Annotated in this window: 12 protein-coding genes; 2 read left to right on the forward strand and 10 right to left on the reverse strand. The window is 44.0% G+C overall.

What is annotated here, in order from left to right:
* Positions 1 to 756, reverse strand: coding sequence for a LytR/AlgR family response regulator transcription factor (locus tag FHS10_RS20885; protein WP_259094262.1), 756 nt, complete (start codon positions 754 to 756; stop codon positions 1 to 3).
* A 2-nt stretch (positions 757 to 758) separates the two neighbouring features.
* Positions 759 to 2552, reverse strand: coding sequence for a sensor histidine kinase (locus FHS10_RS20890; protein ID WP_259094264.1), 1794 nt, complete (start codon positions 2550 to 2552; stop codon positions 759 to 761).
* Between the two features lie 466 nt (positions 2553 to 3018).
* Here FHS10_RS20890 and FHS10_RS20895 point away from each other — a divergent pair, with 466 nt between their 5' ends.
* Together FHS10_RS20895 and FHS10_RS20900 are read left to right on the forward strand one after the other, a co-directional pair.
* Positions 3019 to 3996, forward strand: coding sequence for a metallophosphoesterase (locus tag FHS10_RS20895; protein WP_259094265.1), 978 nt, complete (start codon positions 3019 to 3021; stop codon positions 3994 to 3996).
* Positions 3997 to 4226: 230 nt separating this feature from the next.
* On the forward strand, positions 4227 to 6422 hold the full coding sequence (locus tag FHS10_RS20900) for a TonB-dependent receptor family protein (RefSeq protein ID WP_259094266.1): 2196 nt from the start codon (positions 4227 to 4229) through the stop codon (positions 6420 to 6422).
* Positions 6423 to 6648: 226 nt separating this feature from the next.
* On the opposite strand, the gene FHS10_RS20905 is transcribed toward FHS10_RS20900, so the two are convergent.
* The 8 genes from FHS10_RS20905 to FHS10_RS20940 all read right to left on the reverse strand — a co-directional run bounded on the left by FHS10_RS20905 (position 6649) and on the right by FHS10_RS20940 (position 17509).
* The gene (locus FHS10_RS20905) at positions 6649 to 7890 is read right to left on the reverse strand and encodes a YdcF family protein (RefSeq protein WP_259094268.1); all 1242 of its coding nucleotides are present in this window, start codon (positions 7888 to 7890) and stop codon (positions 6649 to 6651) included.
* A gap of 65 nt (positions 7891 to 7955) precedes the next feature.
* A complete protein-coding gene (locus FHS10_RS20910; RefSeq protein ID WP_259094270.1) occupies positions 7956 to 8297 on the reverse strand; it encodes a winged helix-turn-helix domain-containing protein in 342 nt (113 codons plus the stop codon).
* Positions 8298 to 8491: 194 nt separating this feature from the next.
* The gene (locus tag FHS10_RS20915) at positions 8492 to 8821 is read right to left on the reverse strand and encodes a hypothetical protein (protein ID WP_259094272.1); all 330 of its coding nucleotides are present in this window, start codon (positions 8819 to 8821) and stop codon (positions 8492 to 8494) included.
* A gap of 282 nt (positions 8822 to 9103) precedes the next feature.
* Positions 9104 to 9877 carry a glycoside hydrolase family 16 protein gene (locus FHS10_RS20920; protein ID WP_259094274.1) on the reverse strand — a complete coding sequence of 258 codons (774 nt, stop codon included), beginning with the start codon at positions 9875 to 9877 and terminating at the stop codon, positions 9104 to 9106.
* Between the two features lie 111 nt (positions 9878 to 9988).
* Entirely contained in the window at positions 9989 to 11323 is a 1335-nt protein-coding gene (locus FHS10_RS20925; RefSeq protein WP_259094276.1) for a glycosyl hydrolase family 18 protein, read from the reverse strand.
* 29 nt (positions 11324 to 11352) lie between these two features.
* Positions 11353 to 12366: a glycosyl hydrolase family 18 protein gene (locus tag FHS10_RS20930; RefSeq protein WP_259094278.1), complete on the reverse strand. Its 1014-nt coding sequence runs from the start codon at positions 12364 to 12366 to the stop codon at positions 11353 to 11355.
* Between the two features lie 18 nt (positions 12367 to 12384).
* Complete coding sequence (locus FHS10_RS20935) at positions 12385 to 13968, reverse strand: SusD/RagB family nutrient-binding outer membrane lipoprotein (protein WP_259094280.1); 1584 nt, start codon at positions 13966 to 13968, stop codon at positions 12385 to 12387.
* Between the two features lie 28 nt (positions 13969 to 13996).
* Complete coding sequence (locus FHS10_RS20940; protein WP_259094282.1) at positions 13997 to 17509, reverse strand: SusC/RagA family TonB-linked outer membrane protein; 3513 nt, start codon at positions 17507 to 17509, stop codon at positions 13997 to 13999.
* Between the last annotated feature and the right edge of the window lie 9 nt (positions 17510 to 17518).

Raw genomic sequence — 17518 nt, forward strand, 5'->3', positions numbered from 1 at the left:
TTACAACTTAAACTCAGTCATTATCCGTTCCTTCACCCTATCCCGGTTTAGTTTAGATACCGGTATTTTGGTACCATCGGTAAGCAACAGTGTGCCCCCATCCTCTTTCAGTAAACTTTTAATGTAGGCGATATTTACCAGGTGCGATTGATGGGCGCGTAAAAAGCCGTAGTTGAGCAGCATATCGGCATATTCCTTTAGTGTTTTTGATACCACCACCTGCTCGCCGTTGCTTAGCACAAAATGGGTGTAGGTATTATCTGCTACACAACGCACAATATCTTTAATATCTACATAGCGGGTTTCGCCAAATAGCGGGAGTGCTATGCGGGGCTGACTTTTGTTGCCGTCTTTAAGGTATTCGAGCATGTATGTTATACGCTCGTTATTTTGTTTCAGATCTATGGCCTTGCGGGCTTTATCAACCGCTGCTTTTAGCTCATCGGTATCAATTGGCTTAAGCAAATAATCTAATGCCGAAAACTTTACGGCCTGGATGCCATACTGGTCATAGGCTGTTACAAATATCACCTCAAAATCAACCTGCCCCAGCTGCCGCAACAGGTCAAACCCCGATTGCTGATGCAGCTGTATATCCAAAAAAACCAACTGAGGCCGATGCTGCGTTATCGCTTTAACGGCATCAGCCACATTACCGGCGGTAGCGCAAACCTGCACATCGGGTGTGTAAACCTGCAACAGTTGTTGCAGGTTCTCCAGGTTTGATAACTCGTCATCTATTAGCAGTGCCTTCATTTTTACAACCAGTTTTTAAGCTCGATGGTAATTAAAGTACCGTTATTTTCGCGCCCTTTATGCAGCAATATAGTGGTATTTTTGTAGATGCTATTGAGCAATTGAATCCTTTTTTCGCATAGCTTAATGCCCATACCAGTAGTGGCGGCGGCTTCAAACCCATTTCCGTTATCCCAAACAGTTAACAACAGGGTGTTATCATTTTTAACAACATCTACCCTGATCATACCAGCATCCTTCATGGCAGATATGCCGTGTTTAACCGCGTTTTCTACAAAGGGCTGTAACAGCATGGCCGGTATTTCTACCTGCTGATCAACAGCAGCAGCATTGGTATTTATGCTGAAAGCAAAACCAAAGCGCATTTGTTCCATCTCCAGGTAATCCTTTAGCAGGTCCGTTTCGTGCTGAATAGAGGTAAGCTCCTTATTCCCTTCATCCAGTACATTGCGGGTAATGCGGGCAAAACGCACCAGGTATTTGTTGGCTTTTTCCATCTCGTTTTTATTTACCAGGTTTTGGATGCCGGCCAACGCGTTAAATATAAAATGCGGATTCAACTGTGCCCTTACCGAACCTAATTGCAGGTTAATGATCTCCTTACTCTGCGCCTGCTGCAACAAGATATGCTTTTGACGGCTGCGGTAATAAACTATTACCAGTGCGGCTATTAATAACACACTTGCCACTATGATTACAAGCCAGGTTACTGATACCACGTAGCGCCTATCAGCCGGAGGTAAAACCGTAAAACTAATGCTTGTAGCCAGGTTTCTTAACAAATAAATGGGCTCCCCCCCATGGCGGTGTATTTTAGGTGTAAAGGTAATCTGGTATTTACCGGGAGTTTTCCAAAATTCTTTGTAGAGTTCAAAGCTACTGTTGCTTTCGCCAAGATTAATACTGTCTTTAAGTCCGGTCGCATTCCTTTTCAGTGAAACTTTATAGTTGTATATGCGTTGGCCGTTGTCAATAACAAACGTCATCTTTTGCAGGGAATCTGCAAACCTTAACCTCAGATCCTTTGAGGAGATCGACTTAATGAAGTCTAAAGCCGGTGGAATAATAGGCACTTCCTTTCCCTTCACCAAGGCGGTATACTTTTCCATCGGGTAAAATGGTCTTGAAACCGCTCCGTTATCTGCAATAGGAAAGCCACGGCTCCAATAATCAACCGTTGCCGAAACCTTTGCAGCTACAACTTTTCGCCAGTCGATAGTTACTGCATCCTGTTCATTATACTTTTGTGTATTATAAATCTCCACGCGTAGTATTTGCTCTGGCTGATAGGCAAATTTACCCAGCCAGGCATACTGATATTTCCCATCAGCAGTTGTTTTAAATTGCGATGGCTTCGTCCAGCCCACCAATTCGCGCTCGTTATTTTGAATAACCCTGTACAAATAATTGTTAGCATTATGGGCGTTTACCTCTTGCGCTATAAACTCCACAGATGCTTTGCCATCAATTAATATGCTGGTAAAATCCTGGTCTGGTATTTTGTCTCTCAATCCCTCATATAATTCGCTTTTTTTATCAAAACGGACGCCCAGGTTCTGCACTCCCATATCATTTAACAAAAAGTGTTCGTGGCTTAACTGCTTAATGCGTTCAAAACGGATAAAGTAGCCTCTCATTTCGGGTGTTAAAGGCGTTTTTGTGGTGTCTATTGCTTTCTCCTTAAAAATAACAATATGAGGATACAAGTGTCTCCATTGTCCGGTTTGAGCCTGCGCCGTCATATAGGATAATATATACAAAAGGGCTATAAAAGCTGATCTGATAAAGGTTGTCATGATGTTAAAATTATACTTTAAATCGGTTTATTTGATTTAAAGTTGCATCGGTTTACATCCCTAATCAAGCATCAAACAGTAAACAGCCTTATTGGCTTAGTATGTGGATGATATTGAAGCTGGTTGAAAATATCGACATAACTGAAACAGCATAAAAAACGCCGCCGGGATTCCAAACCGGCAGCGTAACCAATATATTTCAATTTTAAACAAGAAACGTTTTATCTGTAGTTCTCTTTCGAAAGACTACTTGTGGTGTTAAGAATTACTTCTTATTGAACAAATAAGTATTAACATTATATATTATGTACAAACATAATATATCAATAATTAAAATGCAAATTTTCCGGCAATTTTATTTCAATAAAATTGTTACCATTCGAAGCAACGACCGCCACATAATTTAACCTTACGTTAACATAGCGTCATTTGCTATTCGATATCTTGGTGCTTTTAATTAGCCCCCATGAAACGCAGAGACTTTGTTAAAAACGCCACACTTACCGCTTTAGGTGCCACTCTTATTAGCCCTTTAGAGGCTTTGGCCGCCGATAAGGTAACTCATTTTGAAAGTGATGATCTGTCGCCAAGCGCATCGTTAAAAGACGATTACGCGGTGCACTTTTTAGCTATTGGCGATTGGGGCCGCAACGGCGAATATGACCAATTGGAAGTAGGCAAACAAATGGGCCAATGGGCTGCAAGCCACCCCAACGATTTTGTGATCTCGGTAGGCGATAATTTTTACCCCCGCGGCGTGGTGAGCGAAATGGATCCGCTTTGGCATTATTCGTTCGAGAACGTTTACACCGCCCATTCACTTCAATGTGATTGGTATCCCGTTTTAGGCAATCATGATTATGGCTCGGACCCCGACGCCCAGGTGCGTTACAGCAAAGTTAGCCGCCGCTGGAACATGCCTGCCCGTTACTACACCAAAGAGGTTGCCTTAAGCAAAAGCACTAAAGACAAGGTACTTTTTGTGATGATAGATACCGACCCTTTCCTTTTTGAAAGCCATAAAGATTACTGCGCCAAACAAATGGAATGGCTAAACACCACGCTAAAAAACGCATCGGCAGATGTAAAATGGAAGATTGTAGTTGGCCATCACCCATATTACACGGTTGGTCCGCGTGTTGCCAATATTGATACGCTAACCATGCGTGCTGCGTTCGGTAAAACTTTTGAGGATCATAAGGTAGACATTTATCTGTCTGGCCATGACCATTCCCTGCAGCACTTAAAGCCCGAAGGTTTTACCCACCAGTTTATTTCAGGTGCAGGGTCGGAGTTGACAGGAATAACCAAAGGCATAGCGTATAGCAAATTCGAAGCTTCGGAACACGGCTTTATGTACTTTTCGATAAACCCTGATAAGCTGAACGTTAAAGCCATTAATTTAGATGGAACGGTATTGTATGATACGGTGTTGAGTAAGTAATTCGGCATAAATTACTCCCTTTTCAGCGCAATAAAAGCGGCAGTTTCCACACGGGGCTGCCGCTTTTTTATTGTTAACAATTTGCATTACTTTCGCGTAAACTAAACCAGCAATATAAATTTCAGATTTTTTGTAAGGTAATTGTCGTTCCTGCTACTAAGAAGCAAAACATAGATAGCTATTCTTTTTTTTTATATATCGATATGCTTTAAAAAACATAACCAAAATACATGTTAAAAAAACTACTCCTTTTTACTGCCGCCACGGCACCATTTTTTATTTCGGGCATTAAAGCACAGGCACAAACCAAACAAAGCATTAAAGATACCACCCTTAGTTTAGATAGTGTTGTGGTGCGCGATAGCCGCTCAAAACATTTACCAGATGTTATCGGCACCTACATTTTTGCGGGCAAAAAAACCTTTGTGATATCGCCCGATGCAGGCAAGGCCAATTTATCAAACAGTAATATCCGTACCATATTTGGCACTATACCGGGTGTTAACGTTTGGGAGCTAAGTGGAAACGGTTTCCAGGTAAATATCGGCACCAGGGGCACCGATACGCACCGCTCCAATGAAACTAACGTGCGCCAAAACGGGTACAACACCAATTCAGATCTGTTTGGCTACCCCGAGGCCCATTATGTACCGCAGTTTGCCGCGGTAGAGCAAATCCAGATCGTTCGCGGATCGGCGGCTTTGCAATTTGGCAGCCAGTATGGCGGCATGGTAAATTATAAAGTAAAAGAAGGGGATACCAGCAAGGTATTCAGCATTCAAAGCGAGCAATCGGCAGGGTCAAACAACTATTTTAACTCGTTTAACGCTGTAGGCGGCAAAAGCGGTAAATGGACTTATTACGCTTACTTTGCCAATCGTACCGGTGATGGCTACCGTAGCAATTCGGCATTTACCGGGCAGTGGTTTTATGCCAACGTTAAATACCAGTTTAGCGCCAAAGGCAGCCTGGCCCTGCAGTTTTCGAGAGTGAATTTTAAAGAGAAAGATGCCGGCGGTTTAAACGATGCCCAGTTCAATGCCGATAGCAGGCAGGCTACCCGCACCCGTAACTATTTCGATCCGGAGATCAACATCCCCGCCCTATTGTTTAACTATAACCTAAGCAATCGCACTAAGCTGGAAGTTACATCGCACGTAATATCCGGTCAGCGCAACAGCGTACAGTTCCTGGCCAATCCCGGCGTGGCCGATACCGTGAATAAAAAACTCAACACTTTTAACCCACGCCAGGTTGACCGTGACTTTTATCTTGGTTTTACCACCGAAGCCCGCCTGCTTACCCGTTATAAACTGGGCAATTTAACCAGCACCTTCACATCGGGCTTAAGGTATTTTACCGAAACCACCACCCGCGACCAGAAGGGTACCGGCTCAACAGGTTCCGATTATGATTTGCGCCTTACTATTCCTTATGGCATCGCCCTTAAATTGCGCACCCACAACTACGCCGCCTTTGCCGAAAACTCTTTTCAAATAACGCCCAAACTGTCCATTACACCAGGGGCCAGGTATGAGATCATCAACACCAATCTTGATGGGGTTATTGATAACGCTAAAGACCATGTATCGTACGGCAACAAACGCCACTTCCCGCTTTTTGGAACGGGCATTCAATACCAGCTTACCAATAGCAGCCAGTTTTACGGCAATATTTCGCAGGCGTACAGGCCTTTTTCTTACGCCAATATTATACCGGGCAATGATCTGGCCGTGGTTAACCCAAATTTGAAAGATAGCCGCGGTTACAGTACAGATCTGGGTTATCGTGGTAACATTAGTACTGTTTTTAATTACGATCTCGATTTTTATTATGTTTATTATGGCAATAGGATAGGCAACTTAACAGAACTTAACTCGGCTAAGCAAACCTATATTTATACCACCAACATTGGCAATGCGTCAGCCAAGGGTATCGAGCTTTATACCGAGGTTTCGTTGCTACGGTCGTTTGATAAAACATCGGTAAGCGACATCCGGTTGTTTAACTCCTTCAGTTATGACCATGCCCGTTATACCAGCGGCTCGTTAAGCGCCGGCAATTCCAATATCAGCCTTAAAGGAAACTGGCTTGAAGGTACTCCCCAATGGATCAACCGTACTGGCTTAAGCTATTTAAACGGCCATATAACCACTACGCTGCAATACAGTTACGTAGGCAAAAACTTTACCGATGCAAATAATACCGTTTTTAACCCAACCGGTTTAAGCGGCATTGTTCCGGCTTATCATGTGTTCGATTGGTCGCTTAATTACAGCTTTTTGAAACAGTATCATATTTTTGGCAGCATTAACAATGTGCTGAATGCCAAGTATTTTACCAGGCGCATTACTATTTTGCCCGGCCCCGGCATATTACCTGCCGATGGCCGAACGTTTAATGTAGGTTTCGGTATTAAAATATAGTTATACCCCTTTAAAGAAAAATGTCATTTCGAGCGAGCATGCGTAGGGGATAGTAGGGATGCGAGGAGAAACTCTCTCTTGAGCGCAGCGAAAAATCTTCGCCGCCATGCAAGTCCGAATGTCCACTTTTACAAGATTTCTCCTCACCACCAACGCACAATCCCCTTAGGGTTCGTTCGAAATGACAAACATTTTTATTTCAATTGGTTTAAAAGGATATCAAACCCTACGGATCTAAAGGCTCCAGCGGGTTGATCTGTAAGGATGCGATATTAGGCATTATCTCCTGCTCGGTATTTGACAAGCGCCGGCCAAGGGTATAAGGCACATAACCCAGATCGGCCTCGCAGCGTTTTTGCATGTAGGAAATATAATAGCTTTGAATTTTATTGGTTGATACGATAAATGGCTTGTTAAATGGCATCCCATATCTGAAAATGAGTCGGGCACAATTGCGCAGATTGGTGGTGGTATGTCGGGCCTGGGGTTCAATCAAAATAGCATTTTCGGGGATACCTAATTGGTTCATCAAATACTTCTTCATTTGTTCGGCCTCGCTAAAGTTAGTTTTAAAAGGATGTACCTTACCGCCCGATGCCATCACGAAAGGAGCTACACCTTCTTTAAATTTTATCGCGGCTATTTTACACCGGGCTATGCTCCCCGGACTAATGGAAACGCCGGGTCTATCAGGCCCTTCACCAGGGATCAATATAAGGGTGTACATATACTTTTTCCAATCGATGGTTTTTATCCTATTGTAAGCGGCTTTATTGGCATTTAATTGCATCGGCTCGTCGTTACCGGCATCGTTGCGGCCATTAATATCCAGGCTGTGCAATGCGTAGCTTACCGATGGTAAAAAGAAAAGCCTGGTTGCGCCATATCGCTTAACAATATCATTTGCCCCATCGGTAATCGCTTTGGAATACGTTTTACTGTAAATATTAAAATTGATAGAATCTATATCCGGGAAACCGGGCTTTTTTCCATCAGCATAAATTTCGATGGTATGGTTGATGGCATGGGCATCCTGCTCCCAGGCCTTTACCAATAACTTAACATTCGAAAGGTTATCGTATTGAATATAAAAACCCGATGGAATGAGATGTTTTGTTACTAATACACCCAGAACATTGTTAGGCTTGTACAACGAAACAAGCCGTGCACCGGCGGTTTTTATTTCTGCCGCGCTAAACTTAAGCGATCTGGTGATGCTCATGAACCCTTTGTTAGCTTTAAGCGAATCCTGTACCGTTTTCATTTTAGCTTGTGCCAGTTTTGTTAAAATAGGATCGCCGCTTACCAGTTTACTTGCAGCGGGGTAATTTTGTAGCAGGTTTAACAGGTAATAATTTTTGATGAGCACGTAGTTGTTCCCTAACTGTTGATAGCGCTGATTGGCAGTTTGTGCCCGTAAATAAAGTGTTGCAAAGCTTAAGAACAGGATAACAAGAACTCTCTTCATAAATAGACAATAGGGATGCGCCGGGGGTAAATTTCAAATACTGTTTTGTGCGAAGTTATTTCGGCTCAAATTTTGATCAATCCGCTATTCTCCTCCAAAAAACTATTAAATTTTTGCTGAAACAATTTAAACTGTTCAATGGCCTGTAATCCTTTTGGGGTAAGCTCGGCACTACCTCCTCCTTTACCCCCACGGTGCGATATTACTACCGGCGAGCTAAAATGCTCGTTCATGTAGCCCACCATATCCCAGGCTTGCCGGTATGACATTTTCATTTGCATAGCGGCCTGCCTTAATGATCCCGAATCTCTTATTCGTTCCAACAGTTCTACCCTCCCATGCCCCAATAGTTTGCCATCGGCGGTTTCAAACCAGATTCTGCCGTTTAAGTTTACCGCCTTATCCATTGTTTTATAATCATATAGCTAATGATGCACAAATATATTACTAACAAGGGCTTAACGCTGCCTGTTTAAAAGGTTAGTTTCAATCATCAACATCCTCTGGCAGCTAAAAATAAAAAAGACGTAAATAAGCATCCCCGTATCAAATACAGGAATGTTCATTTACATCGTATAATAAAGGGGGTAATGCTATAATGCTAAGTCCTTGGCCTTTTAGGGTTAAAGGCTACCAGGTAATTCAAATCCTCGGTTAAAGGGTTCCGTTCATCAATTCTTACCGCTTCTTTCTGAAACGATTGGTTGAGCCTTGTTTTAATGGTATGGAATACCTGCAACAAAATTTCGGGACCAATTTTGCTGGCAATGGTTGGGAAGTAATCCCGTTGCAATTTGATCCTATCGGTATTGGTAACCATGCTCAGTTCCCAGCTGTCTTCGGCCTTAAAACCAAACTCTTTGGCGGTGTTCAGCAGGTCGTACATATACATACGGGTTTCGGTTTCAATGGCGTCTTTTGCAGCTATCATTTGATTGTTTTTTACGGTTGTTGCAGCCTGTAGCAGGCTGGTATTATGTTAAAGCTTAACTATCACCGTGTAAGAAAATGGCAATGCCTAAGGTATGCGGTATTGTTTTGGGATGGAATTTCTTAAAGATACCCTTAATTTACCGTAAACCACTATCTGTTAAATAATAATTAAAAACCGGTGGTGCGTTTAGTGGTAGTTGATCGCGCTTTTGCCCATAAAAAATGCGCACCGGTTCTCACCCGGTGCACATCAGCACAATTATAATTAAAAAAAACAATATTAAAGAGGTATAAACTTAAAGCTGTGGATCACTATTTCCATACCCTTACCATCTGATGGTGCCTGGCCGTTATACAACCAAAGGTTTATATACACCGGCATCGGTTCGGTACTGATAGATGATGCCGGGCTTTTAAATGTTTTGGAATCGAAAACATTATTATCATTATCAACAAAGCCGTATAAGCTTTTAAAGGTCACACTTTTTGCCTTGCGGATAAAGCGCTGGGTAGTATAAGTACCGCCGGGCATGGTAAAATTGGCTGTATAATAAGCTTTGTTCGTTCCTTTATCAACCGGCCATATGGTGTAATTTAAATGCGGGTTATTGCTATCGCCCCATTGGGCAAATTCCATATCCATTTCATCAAACCCATCCCTGCCCGAGTAATTAAATAAGCCCAGCACTATGTTTTTATCCAACGTTGCCAATGGCCCTTCTACCTGCCATTGGTAAGTACCTTCGCCAAATTTCTCGTTGGTTGAAACTTCGGCGCATTCCCATTTACCGGTTGCCGCGTTTTTTGACAGTTTAAGGTGCAGGGAACCTTCGTTATCTACATAAACATTAGCCGCGCTCCATACATTAGGCCCCGGTCCCTGGGGTTGTTCTGGGGCTTTAACATTCCAGGTATACCCGCTGAAAGATATGGTTGCTGCAATTTGCTTTTTTGAAATAACTATTCCCGAATCGATACGGACAGTTGCCAAACAATTGTTACTGTAAATTGCGGCAAGTGCTGTAAAAGTTATTAGGTGATAGATCTTTTTCATCGTTATCATTTTTTAAAGTTCAAACAATACCATCCCCTGCCCTAATGTGTTAATCGTTTTAAACAGTTAACACATCGGGGACAAAGAATCGTATTTAAAAAAATTGATTAGTTATTTAAGGGTATTATAAATGGCTGCTCCTAAAGAACTGGTACCTGTAGCATCGTAATCTGCGGCCCAAAGGTATGCGCCTTTGAAACCGTTGGCTTTAAGATAGGCAGCTTTTTTGGTTACCAGCGGTACACCATTAAAGTATACGCCCTGGGCAATGGCAGCTTTCTCTTTGCCCGCATTTGCAGGGTCGGCGGCTATAATATCTTTGTAAGTCATGTAATCATATGACCCCCAGCTGGCGTTATTGCCTGCCGCGTTCAATGCGTTATAACGCAAGCCAAAAGCAGGCATACCAACTACCAGTTTATTGGCCGGCAGGTGAAAGTTTGTCCAGATCTGTGTACCTGCTACCATAAAATCGTAGCTCGATGACTGTCCAACCGGTGCATCCGGACCAATATGGATATTATCCTCAAAAGCGTGAATATTTACCCACGATGCGGCCGAAAGATCGGGGTATTCCCAATGCTGGTAGTTTACTGTAGCGGTTACTGTAACTAAAGCCGTGGCGGGTAAAGCCGCTTTTAACGCGGTCAAAAACGGACCAATCGCATGAATATTTGCAGGGGCATTATCTGAGTTAATATCTTCCATATAAATATCTACCCCATCCATTTTTTTGGCGGCTACATAAGCCTTCACACTTGCCACCAACGATGCCATTGCTGCCGGGGTGCGGATGGCTGTACCAAAATCATCGCTGCCATAAAGCGCCCAACCGTCAATGCCAGATAGGTGACCTGTAAGGCCCATGATCACCGGTACGCCGGCAATGTGCGCACGGGCAACAATTTCATCGGCATGCTGGGCAACAGTTCCTTTTGAAACATCAAGGCTGCCATCGGCAGATACTTTGCCTACCTGGTATTCCAGGTGTGTAATATTACTCCAAACCACATCGGCAGCGGTACCATCTTCAGTTAAGTTAGCCAGCACCACACGAGTATAGGGTTTAAAGGTATAGGTTGATGGATTAACCAATACCTTGGTTTGCCTTGAGGTGGAATCGCCGTTGTAGGTAACATCTACTTTAATGGTGTACTCGCCACCGGCAGTTGGTTTAAAAGCAAAGGCCGTATCTGTCGACATTTCTTTCCCGTTCACTTTCCAGCTGATCTTTACTTTACTGGCCGGCGAAAACTGCAAACCATTAAAGTTTGCTGTTGCCCCTTCATTAATGATTTGCGGTGCCGATAGCTTACGCAGGTTATCAAATATGCGCGGAAAGTACGGGTTGGCATCCTCCTGGGTTTTAACCTCATCCTTTTTACAGCCCGCAAATACCATAAGCATAACCAGCACCGGTAGTGATGTGTATTTAATCTTTTTCATGTTTAAATATTTTAATTGTTTTCAATTGATCAATTGGTATGTGATTGTATCACCGTGTTGATGGTGCCCAATAATGAGTTTGGCCCTTTGGCATCCTGGCGCAATTGCCATATCATAATGCCGCCGGCTTTTTCAAGCGCCAGCTGGGTTTTACTTTTTATTGTGGGGATGCCGTTGTAATAAACAATACCGCCGCCGGGCACGGTCACCTGGTCCTGGTTTTCAGCCCCCGGGTAGGCCGCCACTATGGCCGAAAAGGTAAGGTCGGCAGGTGCGTTGGTACCAAAACCATAGCCATAAAAAGGTACGCCCAGGCTCAGCTTTTCTTTGGCAATGCCACGTGTACCGCTCCAATAAGCCAAGTCCTCAACCGCCATAGTATAGGGCGAATGCTGACCGGGATTCTCCGGTTTCCAAGGCCCCGTTTTATCGTACGACATTACGTTGATAAAATCAAGACTGGCCAAAGCTTTATCCGTGTAACTGGTGGCATAAACCGTGGCAATAGCAGCAGTGGTAAGTTTTCCTTTGGCTTTTAGGGCCGCAGCTAAGCCGGTAACAAATGATTCGTAATTGCTATTGATAAGGCTTTGCTCAATATCCACATCTATACCATCCAGGTAATTATCCTGTGTAAACTTTACCAGGTTGGCTATAAATTTTGCCTGCATGGCCGGCTCCATCAGCTTGCTAAAATAAGTCGGCGGTAAACCACCTGCAATAGCCGCCAGGATTTGCACTTTATGGCTGTGCGCTAATTGGGCTACCTTTTGCAGGTTGGCATCGGCAGCAAAATTGCCGTCGGCATCGGGATTGATAAAGGCCACGTTAAGGTGAGTTATTTTACTCATATCAATGGCGTTTGCCTCATCAAGCAGGTTATCTTCATAACGTAAATAACCCACCACCCTGAATTTGGCAGCTGTTGCAGTTTGCGTGCTATCAATCCCTTCGGCCTTAACCGTACTTTTTTTGCAGCCAACTATGGTTACCAGTATAAAAACGGTAAGTGTTAACAGTGCCTTATTTTTAAAGATCTTCATTTGTTATTGTATAGCTTGTTATTGTTTATCCCACCAAACATGTGCTGTCCAGGTATCTTTACCGCCAAGGGCCGCAATAGCTACCGCTATATTGGTCGAGTTTTGTTCGCGCTCGGTTAAAGGATACTCAAACCTGCGTGGTATAGTTGTCACGTCCGATTCGGCAGTTACTCCCGGTACCAATACAGGAAAACCCGTACGACGCCAGGTTGAATAAGCCTCGGGGCCATTCATCAGCTGGGCAACCCATATCTGCGTATCAATTTGCTGTAACTCCTTGCCCGGTGCAAGCTGGTTATCCTGTTTAAAATTCTGTATTTCGGTTGCCGATAAAGTAGGCCCGGTTGGGTACAGTGCCAGTTGCTGGCAGGCCGCCTCCAAACCGTTCTCGTAATGTTGTTTGGCAGTACCACCAAGGGCTAAACCCCAACGGGTATTGGCTTCGGCCAATAAAAACTCTACCTCGGCGTAGGTCATGTGGAAGTATGGGGCATCGCTGCGCACTATAAAATCGGCCAGTTGCACTTTTTGCCCACCGTTTGGCACAGATAGCGTACCACGACCGGGGTAATCAATATTGATAGCGCCTAAAAAGTCATCATAATTATATTTACCCGGACCAACGCCTATTATCCCAACCTGAGCCTTTACCTGCGCGGTAACATCAAGCCTGTCGGTCAGCTTATCGGGGTTCACCCAGTAATCCCGGGCAATGTAATTTAAACGCGGATCATTAGATGCCTTCATCTGGTTAATCAACGTTGAGCAAATGCGTGGACGGCCATCATCCTGGTATTGGTTAATCCCCACCGATACACCATTGCCACGAATTTCTGCATAACCATTGGTGATGTTGGTATAATCCAGCTTGCAGATATCGTCATTACTGGCAATCAAACCGGCGTTAAAGGCATCTGTAGCTTCGGCTTTGGCAGTAGCTTCATCAATTTTAATTAAACGCATAGCCAGGCGCAAGCGCAAGGAGTTGGCAAACTTTTTCCACTTGGTTAAATCGCCATGGTAAAAAAGCTCGGTACTTACGGCGTCTTTTGATGCATCAAGCTGGGCAGTTGCTGCTTTTAATTCCTTAAAAAAATCGGTATAGATATCCTTCTGGGTGTCAAACTTGGGGCGTACCGTACCGGCAATGTACGCTTTACCTGCTTCTGTGTAAGGGATATCGCCATACATATCGGTAAGGCGGGCAAATACGTAAACCTTCATAATGCGGCAAATGGCATTCAGGTTGGGCTTGGCGGTGGTACGGGCAACAGCGTCAACAATGTTTAAAACATCGTTAGGGTAGCCCAGTTCCCAAAGCTCGCTCATGTATTGCCTGTCTTCAATATAAGCGCTGCCGTAGCGGGTGTAATACGCGCCGCCTATTTGCTGCGCCATAGGCATGGTGAGTATAATACTGGTACGCTCATTAATGGTTACATCGCCGCCAAAGCGTAACTCCACATAATTGAGTTGGTTAATGGGATCAAGGTTTGCCGATTTGGTTGGATCGGTGTTTACATCTCCAAACTTTTTGCACGAAAACAGCAGTAACGGCATCAGGAGTGTAACCAACTTATATTTATTTAAAGTTCTTTTCATCTTGTTCGTTCTAAAATTATACATCCTATTAAAATCTGAAGTTTAAGTTAAAGCCCCAGCTTTTTCTTGATGGCAATGAGCCATACTCCAGTCCCTGTCCGTTACCATTGTTATAGTTGGAGTCGGGGTCAACATTCGGAACGTTTTTGTGAATAATAAAAGGGTTACGGCTTACCACGGCAATGGTTAGGTCTTTAATCCCCAGTTTTGAGGTTGAACCTGCCGGGAAACGGTAGCTTAAAGTGATCTCACGCATTTTGATATAGCTTGCATCATAAATGAATGGGGTAGCTACACCATTACCATCGCTGTAAAACTGCGACCAATAATTTGATGGATCAACCGCGGTTGTATTTTTTGTATAGATAGGGTTTCCGTTGGCATCAGTACCAGTCTGTACCACACCTTGTGGCGTATAACCCTGTACTTTACCGGCTGCACGCCAGGCCTCAATAGTAGCACCAGCACTTTGGCGTTCCTCTTCAGATTTTATCCACTCGGCCCTGCCGGGTAGGGTTGATACATGGCTGCCACGGATAATGGCAAACATATTGGTCATCGAAAACAGATCGGCACCATGTTTAATATCAATTACGGTGCTTAAGCCCCAGTTTTTGTAATGGAAGTTGTTGGTTAAACCGCCGGTCCAGCTCCAGGTACCTTTGCCTAACACGCTACGCTCTTCGGCTTGCTTTGGGGCTAAGGTTTGCGGATCAAGTACGATATTGCCCTGCGTATCGCGCTGGTAATCGAACCCTAAAATAGCGCCATATGGCGAACCTGGTTTAGCCACAACAGATACACCTAACCAGCGGGCATCTGATAGTGACAGATAAGGAATCCCCTCGGCTAATGAAATTACCGTATTGGTATTTTTAGCAAAGTTTACGTTAACATCCCAGCCAAAATCTTTGGTTCGTAGGGGCGATCCGTTCAGTGCTATCTCCACACCTTTGTTGCCAATTACACCGGCGTTAACCAGTTGTTGTGCAAAGCCCGATGAAAGCGGGGCAGGCACCAGGTTAATCTGGTCGCGCGATTTCGAGGTGTAGTAAGATACATCCAGGCCTAATCTTTCGCCAAAGAATTTCAACTGCGTACCAATCTCGTATGATTTGGTGCGGGTTGGCTTTAAATCTTTATTAGGCAAAATGGTGCTGGCAATGCCGCCCACCGATGTACCGTTAAAAGTTTGCGGATACAGGTTATAGTTTAAGTTTAACAGGTATGGGTCGGTATCGTTACCAACTTCGGCGGCAGATAACCTTAATTTACCAAACGATAATATCGATGGATCGATCTTGAAAAAGTCGCTGAATACAAAGCTGGCTGCCACCGATGGATAAACATAGGTATTATTGTTTGCCGGCAGGGTTGAAGAAGCATCTTTACGCACACTTGCATCCAGGTACAAGTATGATTTATAGCCGATGCTCAACAAAGCATAAGCACCGTTATTGCGTTTGCGGTAATGGTTTTCAACTACCGATTTATCCGAAAAGCTATTTGGGCTAATTACATCCGGTACGTTCAGGTTAATAAACGTAGATGTTGTACCAGGGTTATCAACGCGCGAAAAACTGGCACCCACCCTTAAAGCTAAATTAAGCGATGGCGTTACCTGTTTTTGAGCGGTTAACAAAGCGTCGCCCTCGGTAGTGCCCAATTTTTGATCAAACTGGTCAAGTTCACCGGCTAAAGCACCCGGGGTAGTACGCGGACTGAATTTGCTATAGTTTAAGTAAGTAAAATCGGTTGAGATCCGGGCTTGCAAATTAAGCCAGCTGGTAATTACATAGTTGCCCTGTAAATTACCGATAAACCTGTTTTTACGGGTTTCGTTCTTCATTTCGTTAATTACCCAATAAGGATCTAAACGGTACTGGCCGCCGCCCCAATCAACATAATTCCCCTCCGAATCTTTGTAACCGTTTTTAAAGTAAGACTGATCAACATTATTTGCCAGGCCAACAAACGCATTACCAATGTTACCCGGATCATCGGCCAGCGCGGGGCGGTTAATCACATCCTCATTAAGGTACATCACCTTGGCCGATATGGTAATCTTACTGCCAAATTTGGAACTGCCGTTAAAGTTGAAAGTACTGCGCCGCATGTTACTGCCCGGTACAATATCGCGGCTGCGTAAATCGCCTATGGATAAACGGAACGATGATATATCGTTTGAGCTTGCAAATGCCACATTATTGGTGGTGGTTGCTCCTGTACGAAAAAAGTTATCGATATTGTTTTTTGCCAAGGCGTATGGGCGGTATTTACCGTCAAAGCCAATTACCTGCAAATTAGGATCAAGCCTTGGGCCAAAATTATTAAACAGGGTATTTTTTGCCTGCGATGGATCAACCACCAATTGCTCGGCAGTACCCTGGCCGTAAATGTACTGGTAATCGTTATAGTGGGTAAGCTGGTTTTCTATCGATGTGGTACTGTTTACCTCAATACCCAATTCCTTTTTGGCATTGCCCTTTTTAGTGGTGATCAATATTACACCGTTACCCGCACGGCTGCCATAAAGCGCCGATGCCGAAGGGCCTTTTAGCACCGAGATCTTATCGATATCATCGGGGTTAATGGCCGATATCGCGTCACCAAAATCAAAACCGCCAGAGTATTTATCACCGCCCACCTGGCCGTAGTTGGAGTTATCAATAGGCACACCATCAACCACATAAAGCGGCTGGTTATTACCGGTAATACTGGTATTTCCCCTGATAATTACTCTTGACGAGCCGGCAGGGCCGCCCGCTGTACTATTGATAATTAAACCCGGCACTTTACCCGCCAGTGAATTGATCACATTGGTTTCGCGGGCTTTTTTAAGGTCGTTACCATCAACTTCGGCAGTGGCGTAGCCTAATGAGCGCTCTTCCCTTTTAATGCCCAAAGCAGTTACCACTACGGTATTCAGTTCAGTAGCTTTGGTTTTAAGAGTGATCTTTACCGTTTTGGCTTTATCTGTAGCAATGATGGAGGTAGTTTCATAACCTATCATGCTAAAGGTGATCACATCGCCATTGTTGGCTAATATTACAAAGCTGCCGGTTTCTGTAGTGGCAGCGCTACGGTTTTTGGTGGTGTTAACAATGGTTACGCCCGGCAATGGCAGGTTCTGATCATCGGTAACCTTGCCGGTAAGGTTAAAATCATCAACCACCTGTGATGTTACCTTGGCTGCCGGCTTTTGCGACTGGATCATTACCGTTTCGCCAACAATTTTGTATTGGGCATGCAGCTCCTTGGTAATAAGGTCAATTACTTGCTGCAGGCTTTGTTTGTTAATTGTTAGACTGATCTTTTTTTGCAGGTCAAGATCCTTGGGGTTGTATGAAAAATGCACATTGGCTGCTTTTTCAATCTGGGTAAAAACAGCCGGAACCGGGGTATTTTTCCAGCTGAATGAATACACGTTGGGGGTTGATGACTGCGCGTACCCGGATAACGACATGATCAACAATACCGACGGAATCATCCGCAGCAGTATCCATGATCGTAATCGTGAACTAAGTAATAGTTTTTGCATATAGTTTTG

The sequence above is a fragment of the Mucilaginibacter dorajii genome (assembly GCF_024808255.1).
Classification (GTDB): domain Bacteria; phylum Bacteroidota; class Bacteroidia; order Sphingobacteriales; family Sphingobacteriaceae; genus Mucilaginibacter; species Mucilaginibacter dorajii.

What these genes read in the sequence shown, in the direction of transcription:
- FHS10_RS20905 (WP_259094268.1), bottom strand. Translation starts at nt 7,890, where the DNA reads ATGAAGAGAGTTCTTGTTATCCTGTTCTTAAGCTTTGCAACACTTTAT.
- FHS10_RS20895 (WP_259094265.1), top strand. Translation starts at nt 3,019, where the DNA reads ATGAAACGCAGAGACTTTGTTAAAAACGCCACACTTACCGCTTTAGGT.
- FHS10_RS20940 (WP_259094282.1), bottom strand. Translation starts at nt 17,509, where the DNA reads ATGCAAAAACTATTACTTAGTTCACGATTACGATCATGGATACTGCTG.
- FHS10_RS20915 (WP_259094272.1), bottom strand. Translation starts at nt 8,821, where the DNA reads ATGATAGCTGCAAAAGACGCCATTGAAACCGAAACCCGTATGTATATG.
- FHS10_RS20885 (WP_259094262.1), bottom strand. Translation starts at nt 756, where the DNA reads ATGAAGGCACTGCTAATAGATGACGAGTTATCAAACCTGGAGAACCTG.
- FHS10_RS20925 (WP_259094276.1), bottom strand. Translation starts at nt 11,323, where the DNA reads ATGAAAAAGATTAAATACACATCACTACCGGTGCTGGTTATGCTTATG.
- FHS10_RS20900 (WP_259094266.1), top strand. Translation starts at nt 4,227, where the DNA reads ATGTTAAAAAAACTACTCCTTTTTACTGCCGCCACGGCACCATTTTTT.
- FHS10_RS20910 (WP_259094270.1), bottom strand. Translation starts at nt 8,297, where the DNA reads ATGGATAAGGCGGTAAACTTAAACGGCAGAATCTGGTTTGAAACCGCC.
- FHS10_RS20890 (WP_259094264.1), bottom strand. Translation starts at nt 2,552, where the DNA reads ATGACAACCTTTATCAGATCAGCTTTTATAGCCCTTTTGTATATATTA.
- FHS10_RS20930 (WP_259094278.1), bottom strand. Translation starts at nt 12,366, where the DNA reads ATGAAGATCTTTAAAAATAAGGCACTGTTAACACTTACCGTTTTTATA.
- FHS10_RS20935 (WP_259094280.1), bottom strand. Translation starts at nt 13,968, where the DNA reads ATGAAAAGAACTTTAAATAAATATAAGTTGGTTACACTCCTGATGCCG.
- FHS10_RS20920 (WP_259094274.1), bottom strand. Translation starts at nt 9,877, where the DNA reads ATGAAAAAGATCTATCACCTAATAACTTTTACAGCACTTGCCGCAATT.